This window comes from Mucilaginibacter sp. P1_A3 (genome assembly GCF_056406855.1).
On the sequence record NZ_JBFTZJ010000001.1, the window covers coordinates 228,007 to 244,884 of the forward strand.

The following is a 16,878-nucleotide window of genomic DNA, read 5'->3' on the forward strand; positions in this document are numbered from 1 at the left end:
ATTTTGTCATGGAAAATAAACGATATCCCCTCCCTCCTTTTAATATGGAAACGGCCCTGCAAAAGGTGCAAGCAGCTGAAGATGCCTGGAATACCCGTGATCCCGAAAAGGTGAGCCTTGCCTATACTATTGATACCGAATGGCGCAACCGTACCGATTTTTTGAATGGACGCGAAGAAGTAAAACAGTTTTTAAAAAAGAAGTGGGAAAAGGAGCTGGATTATAAGCTAAAAAAAGAGCTTTGGGGTTTTCGCGAAAATCGTATGGCCGTAAGGTTTGAGTATGAATGGCATGATCATAACGGGCAATGGTATCGCAGTTACGGTAATGAGCTTTGGGAATTTGATGAAAACGGTTACATGCAAAAAAGATTTGCCAGCATCAATGATATGCCTATAGCCGAAACCGATCGTAAGTTGTTTTAAACTAATTTTATTATGAATTACCCACAAATTGCTTTTACCGAAGCTGTGAAGGATTTCCAGGTGCGTTATGGCAGCCGGGCCAGTTATGGCCGGCAGGAGGAGTTTAGATATACTGATGGACTTACAGAAAGCGAGGAAGATTTCATAGCTCACCAGGATAACTTTTATATTGCAACCATAAGCGAAAGCGGATATCCTTACATCCAGTTTCGAGGCGGGCCAAAGGGATTTTTAAAAGTACTTGATCATGAAACTTTAGGTTTTATTGATTTTGGAGGTAACAAACAATATATTTCAACAGGAAATTTAGCTACCAATAGTAAGGTGGCCTTATTTCTATTAGATCAGGCCGCAAAGGCCCGTTTAAAAATATTTGCTGAAGCAAGTGTTTTAGATATTGATGGCAATACAGAATTATATGATAAACTTAACCTGGAGGATTATAAATTTAAGCCAGAGCGTATTATTCTGTTAAAGGTTAAAGCGTATGACTGGAATTGCCCTCAGCACATCACCCCGAGGTATACGGTAGATGAAATACAGGATGAGTTTATGGCGCAGCATGAGTATATAAATAAACTGCGGACCGAGAACGCGGAACTTAAGGCGCAATTAGCATCAATTAAATGACCGATTCGCAAAATACATTTACACTGGTTGATCCGGTGAGCGGAAACCTTGCCTTTAAGTTGTTTTTATTTGAGGATAATAGTTATTTCGATCATTTACAACGAAATAACTATTTTTCAGTTATTTGGGTAAAAGAAGGATCGGGTAAGTTAAAGTCCGATTTTTCGGAATATGATTTTGAAGAGAATAACCTGCTGGCATTTACTCCATATCAACCTTTTATGTTATCTACAGAAAAGCCAATAAGCGGAGTAGCCATTCAATTTCACCCCGATTTCTTTTGTATCCATAAGCATCATAAGGAGGTTTCGTGCAGTGGCATTTTGTTTGACAATATTTATCATCCCCCCTTTGTGAGGATTGATGAGGTAAGCGCCGCTACATTTAATGTGGTTATTGACCAGGTAAGAGCCGAAATGCAAAATAAAGGGTTAGCCCAATTTGAGATCCTGGTTTCCTATCTCAAAATTTTTCTGATCACGGCATCGCGGTTAAAAGCAGAACAGCAGGAATTGAGCCGGCATCCGGATGATGTTAATAAAGAGCCATTTATATTGCAGAATTTGCAGGAAGCCATTGAAGCGCATTACAGAACTAAACACAGCGCAAGCAATTATGCCGATATGCTTAATATTTCGGCAAAAGCATTGGCCCGTATAACTAAAACTCATTTTAACAAAACCATCAGTAACCTCATAGCCGAGCGTATTATTATTGAAGCCAAGCGGGAACTTTATTTAACCAACAAGCCTGTTAAGGAAATTGCGTGGGAATTGGGTTACGATGATGAATATTATTTTAGTCGTTTTTTTAAAACCAACGCCGATGTTTCACCACAAATGTACAGAGATACGGTAGGTTTCGGTAGGGCAAGTGGAGATCAGCATATAAACTAAAACTTATACATTTATATTTGGTTAAAATTTTAATACTAATTATTATGCCCGAATTACCAGACCTCCAGGCATTCAGTTATAATCTCAACAAAAAACTTGGCGGCAAAACCGTTAAGGAGATTATTATTGTTAATGCAAAAAAACTGAATGTTACCCATAAAGAACTTAAGGATACACTTGAGGGCCAAAAGCTGGATAAGGTATACCGCGAAGGCAAAGAGCTTTACTTCAAATTCGGCAAAGGTGATACATTGGCACTACACCTGATGCTTCATGGCAAGCTGTTTTTGTTTGAGGGAAAGAACGGAAATAAATACCCGATAATTGAACTACATTTTAGTGACGATACTGGCGTGGTACTCACAGATTTCCAGGGCATAGCCACCCCTACTTTAAATCCCGAAGAAAAGGAAGCGCCGGATGCGATGGAGGTCGACAGTAATTTTTTTAAAACGCGGCTGGCCAAAACAAAAACGAATATTAAAACCGTACTGCTGGATCAAAAGATCATCAGAGGTATTGGTAATGCATATGCAGACGAGATTCTATGGGATGCGGGAATCTCCCCTTTTTCGGCAAGTAATAAAATTCCGGAGGACAAGTTAAAAGAGCTGACTAAATCTATTGAAAGCGTTTTAACCAATGCCGAAAAATCTATCCTTAAATCAAATCCGAATATCATCAGTGGTGAAATAAGGGATTTTATGCTCATTCACAACTCCAGGAAAACACATAGCCCAAAAGGTGCTGAGATCAGGATAAAAGAAGGCACCCGGAAAACATATTATACCGATGAGCAGGAGTTATTTGAGTAAATAATATTCTTAGCTCAGTTATGCTAATTTCGGCATAACTGAGCTAAGGCTATTGTTTATTTCATTTTTTTTACCAGTACATTAAAATCGGCGCCAACCACCGGAATTTTCTTCCACTCGGAGCTGTTGGCGTTCTTATGGAAAGTGCCGCCATTAAATAAACCACAGGCAAAACCAATATATGATCCGTTTTTGGTGGTCAAAAACTCTATCGACACTAAAATATCTCCGCTAACATTAATTTTGCATGGAGACAGATCAACGCTAACTAACTGGTGCTCTTCCGTGTTATTTTTTTTAATGACACCTTTTATCTCCTCTTTTACAAGGTTGGTATCTGATGGTAGTTTTCCATTCATTTGATAAACATTTACTTTAAATGCAATGCTATCACCTGAGCGATTATCAGCATGGAAATTAAGCTTAAGCAGTTCTACAGGTTTATGTCCCGCATTCATCATGACGCCGACTTGTGCGCCTTTTACAGCGGTAAAAGAAGTATTGGTTGATCCTTTTCGGGCCTTGTTCCCAATGGTTTTGGTTTTATCCTGCGCAAAACTACCTATCGCAATAAAGCAAAGTAAGCATGCAGTGATAATTTTTAAGGTTGAAGTTTTTGATAAATTGTGATATTTAAGTTTCATAAAGCTATATATAAGATATGTAATTAAATGGTAGACGATGGTATGCTTAAATTGGTTGCATATCACCATTTTAAATTCATTTCATTATTGTCTTAAATATAACCATCTATAAATAACTTAAATAAGATATTATTTTTTGATCATTTTATAATGCCTGATACCTGCTTCTTCAAATTCGGGCCCGGTTTCTTCAAATCCCAATTTTTTATATAACGAAACTGCCTGTATCTGGGCATGCAGGTAAATATAAGCAGCATCAGCCGGGAGATCATCCAGTACGGCTTGTACAAGAGCTTGCCCTACACCAAATCCTCTGAATTTTTGTAATACAGCAAAACGCTCCAGCTTATAACCTTTGTCAGTTTTTCTCCACCGGCAGGCACCTGCAGCTTCACCATTAACAGTAGCTAAAAAATGATTTGATTCATCTTCAAATTCCCATTCCAATTCAGGGGGGCAATTTTGTTCAACTACAAAAACTTCTGTGCGTACGGCATATACTTTGTCAAGATTTTCCTGTGTGGTTGCTTTGCTTACTACGATTTTTGAGGGCATTGATGTAATGAGGTTTTAATTTATAGGAATTAATTTTATTGGTATGATTTTCTTCTGCAGCATCAATTGAATGTGTGCAGGTAATGTCGTCTTCCTCCTCTGCAAGTTCAGATAATTGCACATAAAATTTATGCAACAGATCAAGTTCCTGTTCGTTTAGGTCCTCGATATCAACCATACGGTTACTTGCTCCCTGGTGAGACGCCAGCAGTTCATTTAATTTTAAATGTATGGCTTTTGAATCTTTATTCTGTGATTTTTGAATCAAAAAAACCATTAAAAAGGTAACAATGGTGGTACCGGTATTAATGATAAGCTGCCAGGTGTTTGAGTATTGAAAAATTGGACCTGTAACTCCCCAAACAACAATTATGGCTACTGCGCCTATAAAAGCTGCCGAACTACCGGTGGCTATAGTTGCCCAGTTGGCAAACTTTTCAAATAAATTTTTTTTCTTTCTAGCGCTCTTTGCCATTGGTGTGTTTTTTATGTAAAGTAGATCGCCTTATTAACAACAAAGCGCCAATACAACAAATGTACCGGCGCTTTGTTAGTTTTTGATGAATATTATAATTTACTGTTAACGTCAACGCAATTAAGGTCTTCGAAAGCAACAGCAAGTCTTTTTACAAAGGTTTCTTCACCTTTACGCAACCAAACACGTGGATCGTAATATTTTTTGTTTGGAGAATCTTCACCCTCTGGGTTTCCAATTTGGTCTTGAAGATAAGCTTCTTTTGATTTGTAGTAATCTTTTATACCTTCCCAGTAAGCCCATTGCATGTCTGTATCAATATTCATTTTTACAGCGCCATATGAAATAGCCTCACGAATTTCTGCCTGACTTGAGCCGCTACCACCGTGAAATACAAAGTTGATAGGTTTATCGGCAGTTAAACCAAATTTTTGTTTTACATACTCCTGTGAGTTATGCAAGATAACCGGCTGTAATTTAACATTACCTGGTTTGTAAACACCGTGTACGTTACCAAAAGCAGCAGCTACTGTAAAACGCGGGCTAACTTTTGAAAGGTGCTCATATGAATAGGAAACCTCTTCTGGCTGAGTGTATAAACGTGAGCTGTCAACATCAGAGTTGTCAACGCCATCTTCCTCACCGCCGGTTACGCCTAATTCAATTTCAAGTGTCATACCCATTTTAGCCATACGCTCAAGGTATTTAGCACTGATCTCGATATTTTCTTCCAAAGGTTCTTCAGAAAGATCAAGCATGTGTGATGAAAAAAGAGGTTTTCCTGTTTCTGCAAAGAATTTTTCGCCGTGATCTAACAATCCATCAATCCACGGTAAAAACTTCATTGCAGCATGGTCTGTATGTAAAATAACAGCTACACCATAATGCTCTGCCAGTAAGTGAACGTGCTTTGCAGCAGATACACCACCTAATATACAGGCTTGTAATTTTGAATTATCTAATGATTTGCCGGCGTAAAATTGTGCACCGCCATTTGATAGCTGAATAATAACCGGGGAGTTTACCAGTTTAGCTGTTTCCATAACTGCGTTAATGGTATTTGTACCAATAACGTTTACTGCCGGTAAAGCAAACTGATGCTTTTTAGCTGCTTCAAATAGTTCCTGCACTTGATCTCCGTGCAGAACACCTTTATAATTTTTTAAATCCATGAGCTTTTATTTGGGCCTCGAAGTTATAAAATTTCTTTGTTTTAGGTAAGAAAACTTGTTATTATTGATTGAATATTAACATTTTGTTCAGCAAAATTGGCAAAGTATATTTAAAAGGTAGTAAAAATGGGGTTTATATATCAAAATAATGTTTTTTACTAAAAATAAAGCCCTTTTATTGCGGATTTGGCATAAAAACGGCCTTGCGTATTTTTGATAAATAATTTTTATGCCGACAAGTTTTTTATCCCTTAGTACTTGTTTAATATTTTTCGTTTCTTTGTAGTCAATTGAAAGAGCTAGATATAGATATGGCGTGGTTTAAACGAGAGTTGAAAGGGATAATTACGACTACTGAGGAAAAGAAGGAAACCCCTGATGGTATCTGGAATAAATGCCCTAATTGTAAGAAACCTTTACATTATTCTGAGCAGGTTGAAAATCAATATGTTTGCCACTACTGTGGCTATCACCTGCGCATTGGTTCAAAAGAATATTTTTCTGTTCTGTTTGATGATAACGAGTTTACAGAACTGTTTGAAAATCTTACATCGGGCGATCCGTTGCACTTTGAAGATACCAAAAAATACACCGACAGGCTTGCTGAAACTCAGTCAAAAACGGGTTTAAAGGATGCAATACGTTCTGGTGTAGGTAAAATAGACGGACAGGATATTGTTATTGCCTGTATGGATTTCAATTTTATTGGTGGTTCAATGGGTTCTGTAGTTGGGGAAAAAATAGCCCGCTCCATTGATTATAGCATCGCCAACAAGATTCCATTTCTAATGATCTCCAAATCAGGTGGTGCAAGAATGATGGAAGCCGCATTTTCATTAATGCAAATGGCAAAAACATCAGCTAAACTTGCTTTATTATCACAGGCTAAGATCCCGTATATATCTTTATTGACGGATCCAACAACTGGTGGAGTAACTGCATCTTACGCCATGCTGGGCGATATCAACATAGCCGAACCAGGTGCCCTGATAGGTTTTGCCGGCCCGAGGGTGATTAAAGAAACTATTAAAAAGGATTTGCCTAAAGGCTTCCAAACTGCAGAGTTTGTTCAGGAACATGGTTTTCTTGATTTTATCGTTGACCGCAGGGAAATGAAAGAGAAATTAGCGTCGTTTTTGAAAATGATGAAGAATTAGGTTTATTCGATACAAAATACAAATTAAAGGCTATCCGTTTTGGGTAGCCTTTATTCATTAAAAGCAGCGAGTTATTTTGTTATCGCAGCGCATTGTGCACCGGCTCCAGGTATTTCTCTGTCAGGAAGGTCAGCAAAGCTTCCATCCTCATGCAAAACTCTTAGATTTTTTCTGTTAGGCCCAGACCTTTCCAGGTTGAATTCATTTTGGTAGGTACTCATATCAAAGTTTCTGTGACTTCCTCCTACCCTGTTGTTGTAGCCCCGATTTCTATCGGGTTCTCCATAACTGTTCATTATCATGTCCTCCTCTATATTTTATGGTTAAAATATTAGTTCTACTAAACATTTGTTTAGCACTGGTTCATGACAATATATTTATTCAGTATTAAGTAAGGCCGACCCTAACATGTGCGAGGTTTAATTTGTCGTCATAAACCCTATTGCTACTTTAACTCATTATTATCCAATTTATTATCCAAAATCGTTTTCGAATTTTGGATAGTTTCGGAATTATATTAGATGTTTACAATTTGGCGCGGTGTAGCGGGTGTTCTTATATTCCCTCTGTACCAGGTTCATGCCCTATCATTCTACCCGTTGTTCTTCCATGCGGGCGACTTTCAAAATCTGTTTTAGCTGGCCCTACGGATGGGAATTCTTTTTTGTTAGGCGGAGTGACGTCGTTTTGTTCACTGTATGAAGTATCGGCGCCCTTTTGTGGCTGATCAACTTCTGATTGGGTATGGTAGCCTGTACCTTCGTTATCAGATTCATGTTCCTCTGGTATTTCATCAGGGTCGTCACCATTTTTATTCTTTTTCAAATTATCGTGCCTTTGACCTGGAAAAGAATTGCTTGTTTGTTTCAAATCGTTACGATTTTCATCCTGGTTATTCCGGGATTCTTCTTTATTAGTGTTCATAGGTTTTAAATTTTATATTAATTAATAAACCTATTGAATTATTATTTTGTTTTCTAAATAAGAAAATAACTTTCTAAATTGAGTAATTATGCTGATTTTCCATCTTTTTTTGCAATGGCGTTTAAGAGGGCCGCCCCGCGTTCGATAGGTAGATTAGTTTATGAAAAGATTGTGTAGTGCCTGTTCGGGATGTCTAAACCTAAAAAACTCGTCGAGGTAGTTTTGTCTTTGCAAGCTCCATTGCTTTGTACGAGTTATGGTGAGAGCAAAAAAGAGCGGAGAAGAATTATAAATATTCAATGCTTGAGTCAGCGTTGAAGTAAGGCAAGATCAATTGGCGCTTAATGAGCCTTACGAAGTCGTTAAAACTTCGTAAGGCTTATGAGCAAAGGATTATGCGTTAACCAAACAAAGTTCTTTTACTTTGGCAACGGTAAAATCAACTTCATCTTTTGTGTTGTATTTTGAGAAAGAAAATCTAACCGAAGGCCGTGATGAGCTTGCCCCAATTGCTGTAAGTACATGTGAACCAATATCGGTACCAGAACTGCACGCGCTGCCGCCAGAAGCCGAGATTCCAGAAATATCAAGATTGAATAACAGCATGTCAGCCATTTCCATTTCCGGAAAGGCAACGTTAAGCACTGTATACAAGCTCTTGTCCGCGTCAATTTCTCCATTAAAGTTTACACCAGGTATCTCGTTAGTCAATTTACCTATCATGTATGATTTTAAATTCTGGATGTGGGCCTGGTGTTGTTCCATTTCGGCATAAGCTATTTCAAGTGCTTTAGCCAGGCCTACTATTCCATAAATATTTTCGGTACCACCACGCATATTGCGTTCCTGGGCGCCACCGTATATAAATGGTTTTATTTTAATGCGGTGGTTAATATGTAAAAAACCTACACCCTTTGGCCCATGCAATTTGTGACCGGCGCAAACTAAAAAATGAGTTTTAAGCTTGCTGAGGTCGTGGCGGTAATGCCCCATGGTTTGTACAGTATCGCAGTGATAGATGGCGTTATAGGATTCGCATAGGTCGCCAATGCGATTCATATCTGATAGTGTGCCTATCTCATTATTAGCATGCATAATAGATACAAAACTGCGCTCGTTATCCTTAAGCAAGGTTTCCAGGTGATCATAATCAACATTGCCTTTGCTATCAATATTAACAAAACTCAATTTTATAATGCCTGATTTTTCCATCGCTTCCAGCGTATGGAGCACAGCATGATGTTCAATATGACTGGTTATGGCATGGGTAATGTTATGATCAACAATGCCACAGCGGATTGCGGTATTATCAGCTTCGGTACCACTTGATGTGAAAAATATCTCTGCGGGCGATGTATGCAGCAAGTTAGCAATGGTTTTGCGTGATCTTTCAACCAGGGTTCTTGCCTCACGGCCATGTGAGTGGATAGATGATGGATTGCCAAAATGGCTTTCCATTACTTTATACATTTCTTTTAAAACTTCCGGATCAAGCGGCGTTGTAGCAGCATTATCAAAATAAACACGCATCTTATCTAATTAGTGAGTTGTTGAATTTGTGCGTTAGTGATTTTTTTGACCTTCAATCACTAATCGTTAATTCAATAGTTAATTCAAAATTTCTTTAATATCAGCAATTATCTTATTTGCTAATCCGTTTGCAACCGTTTCTGAGTTGCCTTCAGAGTAAATACGGATAATTGGTTCAGTGTTTGAACGGCGCAAATGTACCCATTCTTTATCAAATTCAATTTTTAGACCGTCAATGGTGGAGTGAGGTTGTTTATCGTATTTTTCTTCAACCCTGATTAAAAGGGCGTCGATATCCATTTCGGGTGTTAAGGTTATCTTATTTTTAGATATAAAATAACCCGGATATGACCGGCGCAAGTTCGAAACCGACTTGCCAGATTTAGCCAAATGAGTTAAAAACAGAGCAATACCAACTAATGCATCACGGCCGTAATGCAGTTCGGGATAAATTACGCCGCCATTACCTTCACCGCCAATAACCGCGTTAACTTCTTTCATTTTGTTAACTACGTTTACCTCACCTACGGCCGAAGCGTGGTATTCGCCACCGGCTTTTTCCGTAACGTCACGCAGAGCCCGGGTTGATGACAGGTTGGATACTGTGTTCCCCAAATTATGCTGTAAAACATAATCTGCAACTGCCACCAGGGTGTATTCTTCGCCAAACATATTACCGTCTTCGCACACAAAGCAAAGGCGATCAACATCCGGATCAACAGCTATACCTAAATTAGCTCTTTTACTTAAAACCTCTTTTGATAAAGCGGTAAGATTCTCTGGAAGTGGTTCCGGGTTGTGAGGGAAATTGCCATCCGGTTCACAATACAATTCGTGAATAGTATTTACCCCCAGGGCTTTCAGTAAAGCCGGTACAAAAATACCGCCTGTGGAGTTAACACAGTCAATTACTACATTAAAATCAGCTTTTTTGATTGCGTCAACGTCAACCAATGGCAAAGCCAGCACAAGGTCGATATGTTTTTGCAGCCAACTGTCATCCTGGGTTATTTTACCCAGATCATTAACATCAGCATATGAAAAATCACTGCTTTCTGCAATCTCCAATACTTCTTTACCATCGGCATCACTTATAAATTCACCATCGGCATTAAGCAATTTCAATGCGTTCCATTGTTTTGGATTATGGCTTGCAGTAAGGATAATTCCACCTGCAGCATGTTCGCCGGTTACAGCCAATTCTACAGTAGGCGTGGTTGATAGACCAAGATCAATAACATCGATACCTAATCCCTGCAGTGTGCCAATAACCAGGTTGTTTACCATGATGCCGGATAAACGGGCATCGCGGCCAATAACAATTTTCTTAATGCCAGATTTTTTGACCGCCCAGGCACCATAGGCCGAAGTGAATTTTACAATATCCAGCGGTGTTAAACCATCGCCAACCGCTCCACCGATGGTGCCGCGTATACCCGAAATTGATTTTATAAGTGTCAAGATGTTGTTGTTTTTTGTACCACAAAAGTAAGGTATTTAACCAATAGCAGGGTACAAATTATATTTTTCTGCAAACGTTTGCTCAGCAAAAAATGCCCAGAATAACTCAGCAAACAGCCTTATGACAATATTATAGTTTAATGAGCATAGGGTATCCTGTAGCTAAAGCATATTTGCCTGTAAACCAAAATGAGTTTAAAAGTTTATTAGCTCGCTATTATAAAACTTGTTTTAAAGTATTTAATAACTTTGAGCCGAAACTATAAAATTGACAATTACATCAATGCCAGATTATATCTTACAGCTCGACCGGCATTTATTTTACTTTATCAACCATGACCTAACGAACCCATTTTTCGATTTGGTGATGCCCTGGCTGCGTAATCCTAAATTCTGGATCCCGCTGTATATTTTCATTATTGTTTTTTGTTTGTGGCGATATAGAAAGGTAGGTGCGATTATTATTGTATTGCTGGCTACAACGGCTGGTTTTGCCGATTTTACAAGCGCCAGTATAATCAAGTACAATGTTAAGCGGCTTCGCCCCTGCCGCGACCCTGTTGTAGGTATTACTGATATAAACCGCATCCCCTGCGGATCGGGTTATAGCTTCCCATCAACACACGCTACCGATCATTTTGCCATGGCTATATTTTTATGCCTCGTTTTTGGAAAAAAATGGCGCTGGGTGTGGTTTTTAGCAATTTTATGGGCCTCGCTGATTTGTTTCGCACAAGTATATGTTGGCGTGCATTTTCCGGTAGATGTGATCTGCGGAGCCATTTACGGATCTGTGGTTGGTATCTTGTTTGCTTACCTGTTTATAAAAATACAACCTGCGTTTTAATGGAGATCTGGAAAGTTTTAATATTGTTTTTAAGTGCCTCATGCGGCGGATTAGCCGTTTTTCTTTTTAAAGGTGATAACCATAAAATGCTGAAACTGGTACTCTCGTTTAGCGGGGCATACCTGTTTGGCATAACTGTTTTACATTTAATTCCTGATGCCTATCATGGCAATGATAATTATGTAGGTGTATTTATATTGATCGGTTTCCTGTTTCAGATAGTACTGGAACAATTCTCAGACGGGATTGAGCACGGTCATATGCACAGGCATACACATGATCTGGCTATGTTTCCTGTTGGTATTATGGTGAGCCTTTGCCTGCATGCTTTTCTTGAAGGTATGCCGTTGGCGCAGGGAAACCAAAATCAATTGGTTTATGGCATAGCATTACATCATATACCAGCCTCTTTTGCTTTAGGTACAGTGTTGTTAACTAATAAACAGGGGAAACAAAAGACCGTATTTTTTATCTTGCTATTTGCTATAATGGCACCCGCCGGATATTTTTTTAGCAATGCATTAAGTACCGGCGATATTGGTAACCTGCAGCATTACTTTAACCGGATAATGGGTATAGTTATTGGAATATTCCTGCATATTTCCACCACCATCCTTTTTGAATCAAGTGCCGATCATAGATTTAACTTGCGGAAGATGATGGCTGTGTTGTTGGGTGTTGCTATTGCGCTGGTTGGATTTTTGGGAGAGTTATAATATAAGTTCAAGCCCATCTTTAAAGGACGAGCGCTTGAACTTATTGTTTAATTTATGCTTTCTAACATCTTAATATACAATTCAATACCTTCCCTTATTTCATCTACATATACAAATTCATCTGCTGTATGTGAACGTGCTGAATCACCCGGACCCACTTTTATTGATGGGATATCCAACAGTGATTGATCAGATGTGGTTGGTGAACCATAAGTTGTTCGGCCTAAAGCAATACCAGCCTGCACAATAGCGTGTTCCATTGGTATGGATGATGGTTTTAAGCGAATAGATCTTGGTTTAACATCACAATTTACATGCTGGCGAATGATCTCCAATACTTCCTCGTTACGGTAAGCATCAGTAACCCGCACATCAACCGTAAATACGCAGCTGGCTGGTACAACATTATGTTGCGAGCCGGCATTGATAATGGTTACAGACATTTTTATAGGTCCAAACACTTCTGATTCCTTTGGGAATTTGAAACTGCGAAACCATTCAATATCTGCCAATGCCTTGTAAATAGCGTTTTCACCCTCCTCGCGGGCGGCATGCCCCGCCCTGCCGTGTGCGGTGCAATCAAGTACCATTAAACCGCGTTCGGCTATTGCTAATTGCATTAAGGTAGGTTCTCCTACTATTCCAAAATCCAGTTTACCCAATTCTGGTATGATCAATTCCAGCCCGTTTACTCCGGAAATTTCTTCTTCTGCAGTAGTAGCTAAGCAAAAATTATACTTTAAGTTTTCCTTATCATGAAAATAAAGAAACACCGCGATAAGTGATACCAGGCAACCGCCTGCATCGTTACTGCCAAGACCAAAAAGTTTGCCATCTTCAATTTTGGCATCATAAGGGTCGCGGGTATAGCCCGAATTTGGTTTTACCGTATCATGATGTGAATTGAGCAGAATTGTAGGTTTTGCCGGGTCAAAATGTTTGTTCCAGGCCCATATATTGTTTAGTTTACGATGGGTGGTTACTCCATGCTGCTGCAAAAATTCATTAATAAGATCGGCAGTACGGTCCTCCTCTTTGCTAAAGGATGGTATAGATATAAGTTGCTGCAGTAAAGTAACTGCCAGTTGAAATAAATTGTTGCTATCGGTCATAGATGTTGGGCTAACTCCCATAATGTTAAGTGGGCAAAATTAATATTTTTTATGTAACGGCGGTGATAAACGGATGGTATAAAATAACCGGGGCAGCTTTAGTATTATAGCAATTAGATGGCATACATCTAAAATAAAGATAAAAAATACCATCTTTCTGGCCGGGTAAGTTGGTAACCCAAAAACCAATATTTATTATGAAAATGGTTATAACCTTGCCTTATTAATCGGCTGGAGACCTAAAGTAAATCAAATCTCCCGAGCACCATTAAAAAGCTGCAATAAAAAACCGGCACATCTTAAAACTCAAATTAATCCTCTTCCATTTTGGAGTGCTTTCTTGTATCGTTCATGGAAATATAGAGTACAAGGGATAAGGCAATACAAACGGTTACATACCAATAAAACCATTGTGGATGATGATGATTTTTGAATAACAAGGCGATGTATTCCGCCGTTCCACCAAACATGGATACTGCTATGGCATAAGGGAAACCTACACCGAGGGCACGCACATTTGCAGGAAATAGTTCGGCCTTAACAACAGCATTGATTGATGTATAGCCGCTCACTATGATCAACGCGCACAAAATGAGCGCAAAAGCCACCCAAACATCTTTGGTATGGCTTAACAGGGTAAGGATGGGGATGGTACTAACTGTTCCCAATACACCAAAGCCGATCAACAGCGGTTTGCGGCCTATCTTATCTGAAAGTAAACCAAAAACGGGCTGAACAAGCATAAAAACAACCAAGGTAAGTGTTGATATTAATGTAGCGCTGGCTTTGCTGAAACCCGAACTGTTTACCAGGAACTTTTGCATATAGGTGGTAAACGTATAAAAAGCCAGGGTACCACCAATAGTTAGGCCAATAACAGTAAGTACAGCCTTAGGGTGTTTAGCTAAGGCGCTTATGGTACCATGCATGGAGTCACTTTGATCTTTTTCTTTGGTGAAAGATGCCGATTCCTGCAAGTTGCGCCTGAGGTACATGGTAATAACGGCTAAAAAAGCACCTATGCCAAAAGGGATTCGCCAGCCCCAATCATGTAATTGTTGTTCGGTTAAAAATGCGCGTTGCAATAAAATGAGTACGCCGAGGGCAAGCAACTGCCCCATTATAAGCGTTACGTATTGAAAACTGGAATAAAAACCCCGACGCTTTTTGCCCGCAATTTCACTAAGGTAGGTGGCACTGGTGCCGTACTCTCCTCCTACGCTTAAACCCTGGATGATGCGGGCTATTACCAATAAAGCAGGAGCGGCAACACCAATAGATTTATAGCCAGGTGTAACAGCGATGATGAGCGAGCCTACACTCATTAGCAATACTGATGTTGTTAACGCTGTTTTGCGGCCGCGTTTATCAGCAAATGTACCCATCAACCAACCACCAATTGGGCGCATTAAAAAGCCGATAGCAAAAATACCGGCGGTATTTAATAACTGTACAGTTTCATTTTCCTTAGGAAAAAAGGCATCCGAAAAATAGAGGGAAAATGCAGTGTAAACATACCAATCATACCACTCAACCAAATTACCCAACGAACCTGCAATAATTGATTTAATACGGCCACCTGTTGTTTTGGGAAGCGTTATGGTAGAATTAGTCATAATTTAGATGAGGTATGATCAAAGCATAAATGTAAGAGATAAATTTAATTCAAACCGCTTATGTAAATGATTCTGTTGTCAATTTATCCCCTTCTGCTAATGGTCGCTACCGCCACCATAAATTGCCCTTTATGATCAGTGCTTGCTCATATCAATGGACGAGGAACTACTCCCCTCATAGTTGCCAAGGTTTTGCAGCATATCGGCAGTCATGCTTTCCAGGTCATAAGCCGGAGCCCAGCCCCAGTCATTCGCTGCCTGCTGGTCATCAATAGATTCAGGCCAGCTATCCGCAATAGATTGTCTCATGTCCGGTTGGTACGTTATCGTCAAAGGCAGAAAATTGTTGATTTGCGCAGCCAGTTCTGCAGGTGTAAAGCTTATCCCGGCCAGGTTATAGGAAGATCGGATAGATAAATTTTCAGCGGGCGCGTCCATCAGCTCCATAGTGGCCCTTACAGCATCTGGCATATAAAGCATTGGCAGTCGCGTTTGCTCACCCAGGTAGCATTCGTAATAACCCTTGCCTACCGCCTGGTGAAATATATCAACAGCGTAATCAGTTGTACCACCGCCTGCTTGTGCAGAATGACTAATTAACCCCGGATAGCGCAAGCTGCGTACATCCAATCCGTATTGTTTATGATAATACCTGCACCAATGCTCTCCGGCGGCTTTGCTTACCCCGTAAACGGTAGTTGGTTCAATAAGCGCATACTGGCCGCAAAGCTGTTTAGGAGATTCCGGCCCGAAGACAGCTATACTGCTTGGCCAAAAAACTTGCTGTAGCTTCTCCACGCGGGCTACTTCCAATACATTAAGCAAGCTCTGCATATTCAAATCCCATGCACCCAGCGGATTTTTTTCGCCATTTGCAGATAACACCGCCGCAAGATGATAGATATGGGTAACATTCAAACTGGTTACCAATTTTTGAAGTTCGTGCTTGTCCAACACATCAAGGCGGAAATATGGACCTTCTGCGGAAGAAGTTTCATCAATGCTACGGATATCTGTAGCTATCACCCTTTCACGGCCATATTTATCCCGCAATACTTTTACCAGCTCCGTACCAATTTGCCCACAGGCTCCTGTAACCAGGATAATGTCTTGATGATTCATTTATATAGGATAATAGTTGCATCAAAATTCACATTTACAACAATATATTGCTATTTAATTTTTTTATTTGGTTTATTTAATCGAAAAATAGTTTTTTTAGGGTTAAATAATGCGTAATTAATTAAGTTTGATTGTTAATGTGGAAAATCTAATCATATGCTTCATCAACTCGATAACACCGATATCAGCATCCTGAAGATATTACAGGAAAACGCTCGACTCACTAATCAGGAAATAGCCGACAAATTGCACAAAACCGCCTCACCTATATACAGAAGAATTAAACGCCTGGAGGAAGAAGGTTTCATTAAAAAATATGTAGCGGTTTTGGATCCTAAAAAGATAGACAGAGGTTTAATGGCCTTTACCCATGTACAGCTTAAAGATCATTCCCAGGATAGTTTAAGAAATTTTGAACAGGCCATTATTCAGTTACCAGAAGTATTGGAATGTTATCATATGACAGGGGCTTTTGATTTTATATTGCGTGTAGCCGTAAAGGATCTGGATGCCTATCACCAATTCCTGATGCATGAATTGTTTGGCATCATGGCCATCGGATCGGTTCAAAGTACGCTGGTGATGAAACAATCTAAACATGAAGCCGCGTTTCCTATAGATGTACCGTCGAATCCTTTTCCTTCTGCCGGTAAAAGTTAAACGGGTGTAATGAAAGTAATTGCTGAGGGTTACTGTTGCTCCTGTTTGAGGATTTATTAGAATTTGATGGGTTAATGATGTTCCAAGCACTGAAATTCGTAAAAGCGGATATTATTAGTGA

The 16,878-nt window shown here is 39.5% G+C and carries 18 protein-coding genes; 8 read left to right on the forward strand and 10 right to left on the reverse strand.

Annotated features, from left to right (window positions below; genetic code table 11):
- Positions 1 to 8: 8 nt before the first annotated feature.
- From AC1D0K_RS01015 to AC1D0K_RS01030, 4 genes are read left to right on the forward strand one after another with little or no spacing between them, the layout of a single operon-like run.
- Positions 9 to 425, forward strand: coding sequence for a nuclear transport factor 2 family protein (locus AC1D0K_RS01015; RefSeq protein ID WP_295718721.1), 417 nt, complete (start codon positions 9 to 11; stop codon positions 423 to 425).
- A gap of 12 nt (positions 426 to 437) precedes the next feature.
- Positions 438 to 1,055, forward strand: a complete 618-nt coding sequence (locus AC1D0K_RS01020) for a pyridoxamine 5'-phosphate oxidase family protein (protein WP_477399349.1) — start codon at positions 438 to 440, stop codon at positions 1,053 to 1,055.
- The gene (locus AC1D0K_RS01025) at positions 1,052 to 1,951 is read left to right on the forward strand and encodes a helix-turn-helix domain-containing protein (RefSeq protein ID WP_295718725.1); all 900 of its coding nucleotides are present in this window, start codon (positions 1,052 to 1,054) and stop codon (positions 1,949 to 1,951) included. Before AC1D0K_RS01020 ends, AC1D0K_RS01025 begins: the two co-directional genes overlap by 4 nt.
- Positions 1,952 to 1,995: 44 nt before the next feature.
- The gene (locus AC1D0K_RS01030; protein ID WP_477399385.1) at positions 1,996 to 2,766 is read left to right on the forward strand and encodes a DNA-formamidopyrimidine glycosylase family protein; all 771 of its coding nucleotides are present in this window, start codon (positions 1,996 to 1,998) and stop codon (positions 2,764 to 2,766) included.
- A 56-nt stretch (positions 2,767 to 2,822) separates the two neighbouring features.
- Here the strand turns inward: AC1D0K_RS01030 and AC1D0K_RS01035 are convergent, their stop codons facing one another.
- The 4 genes from AC1D0K_RS01035 to fbaA all read right to left on the reverse strand — a co-directional run bounded on the left by AC1D0K_RS01035 (position 2,823) and on the right by fbaA (position 5,612).
- On the reverse strand, positions 2,823 to 3,410 hold the full coding sequence (locus AC1D0K_RS01035) for a hypothetical protein (RefSeq protein WP_477399387.1): 588 nt from the start codon (positions 3,408 to 3,410) through the stop codon (positions 2,823 to 2,825).
- 129 nt (positions 3,411 to 3,539) lie between these two features.
- Complete coding sequence (locus AC1D0K_RS01040) at positions 3,540 to 3,965, reverse strand: GNAT family N-acetyltransferase (RefSeq protein WP_477399389.1); 426 nt, start codon at positions 3,963 to 3,965, stop codon at positions 3,540 to 3,542.
- Entirely contained in the window at positions 3,916 to 4,440 is a 525-nt protein-coding gene (locus AC1D0K_RS01045) for a low affinity iron permease family protein (protein ID WP_295718728.1), read from the reverse strand. Before AC1D0K_RS01045 ends, AC1D0K_RS01040 begins: the two co-directional genes overlap by 50 nt.
- A gap of 92 nt (positions 4,441 to 4,532) precedes the next feature.
- Complete coding sequence (gene fbaA, locus AC1D0K_RS01050; protein WP_295718729.1) at positions 4,533 to 5,612, reverse strand: class II fructose-bisphosphate aldolase; 1,080 nt, start codon at positions 5,610 to 5,612, stop codon at positions 4,533 to 4,535.
- Between the two features lie 311 nt (positions 5,613 to 5,923).
- Between fbaA and accD the strand changes: the two genes are divergently transcribed.
- Positions 5,924 to 6,769, forward strand: coding sequence for an acetyl-CoA carboxylase, carboxyltransferase subunit beta (accD, locus tag AC1D0K_RS01055; protein WP_295718731.1), 846 nt, complete (start codon positions 5,924 to 5,926; stop codon positions 6,767 to 6,769).
- A gap of 555 nt (positions 6,770 to 7,324) precedes the next feature.
- Here accD and AC1D0K_RS01060 read toward each other — a convergent pair.
- The 3 genes from AC1D0K_RS01060 to glmM form a co-directional block, all read right to left on the reverse strand.
- A complete protein-coding gene (locus AC1D0K_RS01060) occupies positions 7,325 to 7,693 on the reverse strand; it encodes a hypothetical protein (protein ID WP_295718733.1) in 369 nt (122 codons plus the stop codon).
- 393 nt (positions 7,694 to 8,086) lie between these two features.
- Complete coding sequence (locus AC1D0K_RS01065; RefSeq protein ID WP_477396733.1) at positions 8,087 to 9,223, reverse strand: cysteine desulfurase family protein; 1,137 nt, start codon at positions 9,221 to 9,223, stop codon at positions 8,087 to 8,089.
- 78 nt (positions 9,224 to 9,301) lie between these two features.
- Positions 9,302 to 10,684, reverse strand: a complete 1,383-nt coding sequence (gene glmM, locus AC1D0K_RS01070) for a phosphoglucosamine mutase (protein WP_477396735.1) — start codon at positions 10,682 to 10,684, stop codon at positions 9,302 to 9,304.
- 283 nt (positions 10,685 to 10,967) lie between these two features.
- Here glmM and AC1D0K_RS01075 point away from each other — a divergent pair, with 283 nt between their 5' ends.
- The gene (locus AC1D0K_RS01075) at positions 10,968 to 11,531 is read left to right on the forward strand and encodes a phosphatase PAP2 family protein (protein ID WP_477396737.1); all 564 of its coding nucleotides are present in this window, start codon (positions 10,968 to 10,970) and stop codon (positions 11,529 to 11,531) included.
- Positions 11,531 to 12,247 carry a ZIP family metal transporter gene (locus tag AC1D0K_RS01080; RefSeq protein WP_477396739.1) on the forward strand — a complete coding sequence of 239 codons (717 nt, stop codon included), beginning with the start codon at positions 11,531 to 11,533 and terminating at the stop codon, positions 12,245 to 12,247. The genes AC1D0K_RS01075 and AC1D0K_RS01080 overlap by 1 nt, the downstream gene beginning before the upstream one ends.
- A gap of 47 nt (positions 12,248 to 12,294) precedes the next feature.
- On the opposite strand, the gene AC1D0K_RS01085 is transcribed toward AC1D0K_RS01080, so the two are convergent.
- The 3 genes from AC1D0K_RS01085 to AC1D0K_RS01095 form a co-directional block, all read right to left on the reverse strand.
- On the reverse strand, positions 12,295 to 13,380 hold the full coding sequence (locus AC1D0K_RS01085; protein WP_477396741.1) for a M20 family metallo-hydrolase: 1,086 nt from the start codon (positions 13,378 to 13,380) through the stop codon (positions 12,295 to 12,297).
- A gap of 290 nt (positions 13,381 to 13,670) precedes the next feature.
- A complete protein-coding gene (locus AC1D0K_RS01090) occupies positions 13,671 to 14,975 on the reverse strand; it encodes an MFS transporter (protein ID WP_477442741.1) in 1,305 nt (434 codons plus the stop codon).
- 135 nt (positions 14,976 to 15,110) lie between these two features.
- Complete coding sequence (locus AC1D0K_RS01095; RefSeq protein WP_477396745.1) at positions 15,111 to 16,097, reverse strand: NAD-dependent epimerase/dehydratase family protein; 987 nt, start codon at positions 16,095 to 16,097, stop codon at positions 15,111 to 15,113.
- Between the two features lie 156 nt (positions 16,098 to 16,253).
- On the opposite strand from AC1D0K_RS01095, the gene AC1D0K_RS01100 reads away from it, so the two are divergent.
- A complete protein-coding gene (locus AC1D0K_RS01100) occupies positions 16,254 to 16,757 on the forward strand; it encodes an Lrp/AsnC family transcriptional regulator (protein WP_295718751.1) in 504 nt (167 codons plus the stop codon).
- Positions 16,758 to 16,878: the final 121 nt, after the last annotated feature.

Coding starts and splice junctions, on each gene's coding strand:
- AC1D0K_RS01015 (WP_295718721.1), top strand. CDS start 9: ATGGAAAATAAACGATATCCCCTCCCTCCTTTTAATATGGAAACGGCC.
- AC1D0K_RS01020 (WP_477399349.1), top strand. CDS start 438: ATGAATTACCCACAAATTGCTTTTACCGAAGCTGTGAAGGATTTCCAG.
- AC1D0K_RS01025 (WP_295718725.1), top strand. CDS start 1,052: ATGACCGATTCGCAAAATACATTTACACTGGTTGATCCGGTGAGCGGA.
- AC1D0K_RS01030 (WP_477399385.1), top strand. CDS start 1,996: ATGCCCGAATTACCAGACCTCCAGGCATTCAGTTATAATCTCAACAAA.
- AC1D0K_RS01035 (WP_477399387.1), bottom strand. CDS start 3,410: ATGAAACTTAAATATCACAATTTATCAAAAACTTCAACCTTAAAAATT.
- AC1D0K_RS01040 (WP_477399389.1), bottom strand. CDS start 3,965: ATGCCCTCAAAAATCGTAGTAAGCAAAGCAACCACACAGGAAAATCTT.
- AC1D0K_RS01045 (WP_295718728.1), bottom strand. CDS start 4,440: ATGGCAAAGAGCGCTAGAAAGAAAAAAAATTTATTTGAAAAGTTTGCC.
- fbaA (WP_295718729.1), bottom strand. CDS start 5,612: ATGGATTTAAAAAATTATAAAGGTGTTCTGCACGGAGATCAAGTGCAG.
- accD (WP_295718731.1), top strand. CDS start 5,924: ATGGCGTGGTTTAAACGAGAGTTGAAAGGGATAATTACGACTACTGAG.
- AC1D0K_RS01060 (WP_295718733.1), bottom strand. CDS start 7,693: ATGAACACTAATAAAGAAGAATCCCGGAATAACCAGGATGAAAATCGT.
- AC1D0K_RS01065 (WP_477396733.1), bottom strand. CDS start 9,223: ATGCGTGTTTATTTTGATAATGCTGCTACAACGCCGCTTGATCCGGAA.
- AC1D0K_RS01075 (WP_477396737.1), top strand. CDS start 10,968: ATGCCAGATTATATCTTACAGCTCGACCGGCATTTATTTTACTTTATC.
- AC1D0K_RS01080 (WP_477396739.1), top strand. CDS start 11,531: ATGGAGATCTGGAAAGTTTTAATATTGTTTTTAAGTGCCTCATGCGGC.
- AC1D0K_RS01085 (WP_477396741.1), bottom strand. CDS start 13,380: ATGGGAGTTAGCCCAACATCTATGACCGATAGCAACAATTTATTTCAA.
- AC1D0K_RS01090 (WP_477442741.1), bottom strand. CDS start 14,975: ATGACTAATTCTACCATAACGCTTCCCAAAACAACAGGTGGCCGTATT.
- AC1D0K_RS01095 (WP_477396745.1), bottom strand. CDS start 16,097: ATGAATCATCAAGACATTATCCTGGTTACAGGAGCCTGTGGGCAAATT.
- AC1D0K_RS01100 (WP_295718751.1), top strand. CDS start 16,254: ATGCTTCATCAACTCGATAACACCGATATCAGCATCCTGAAGATATTA.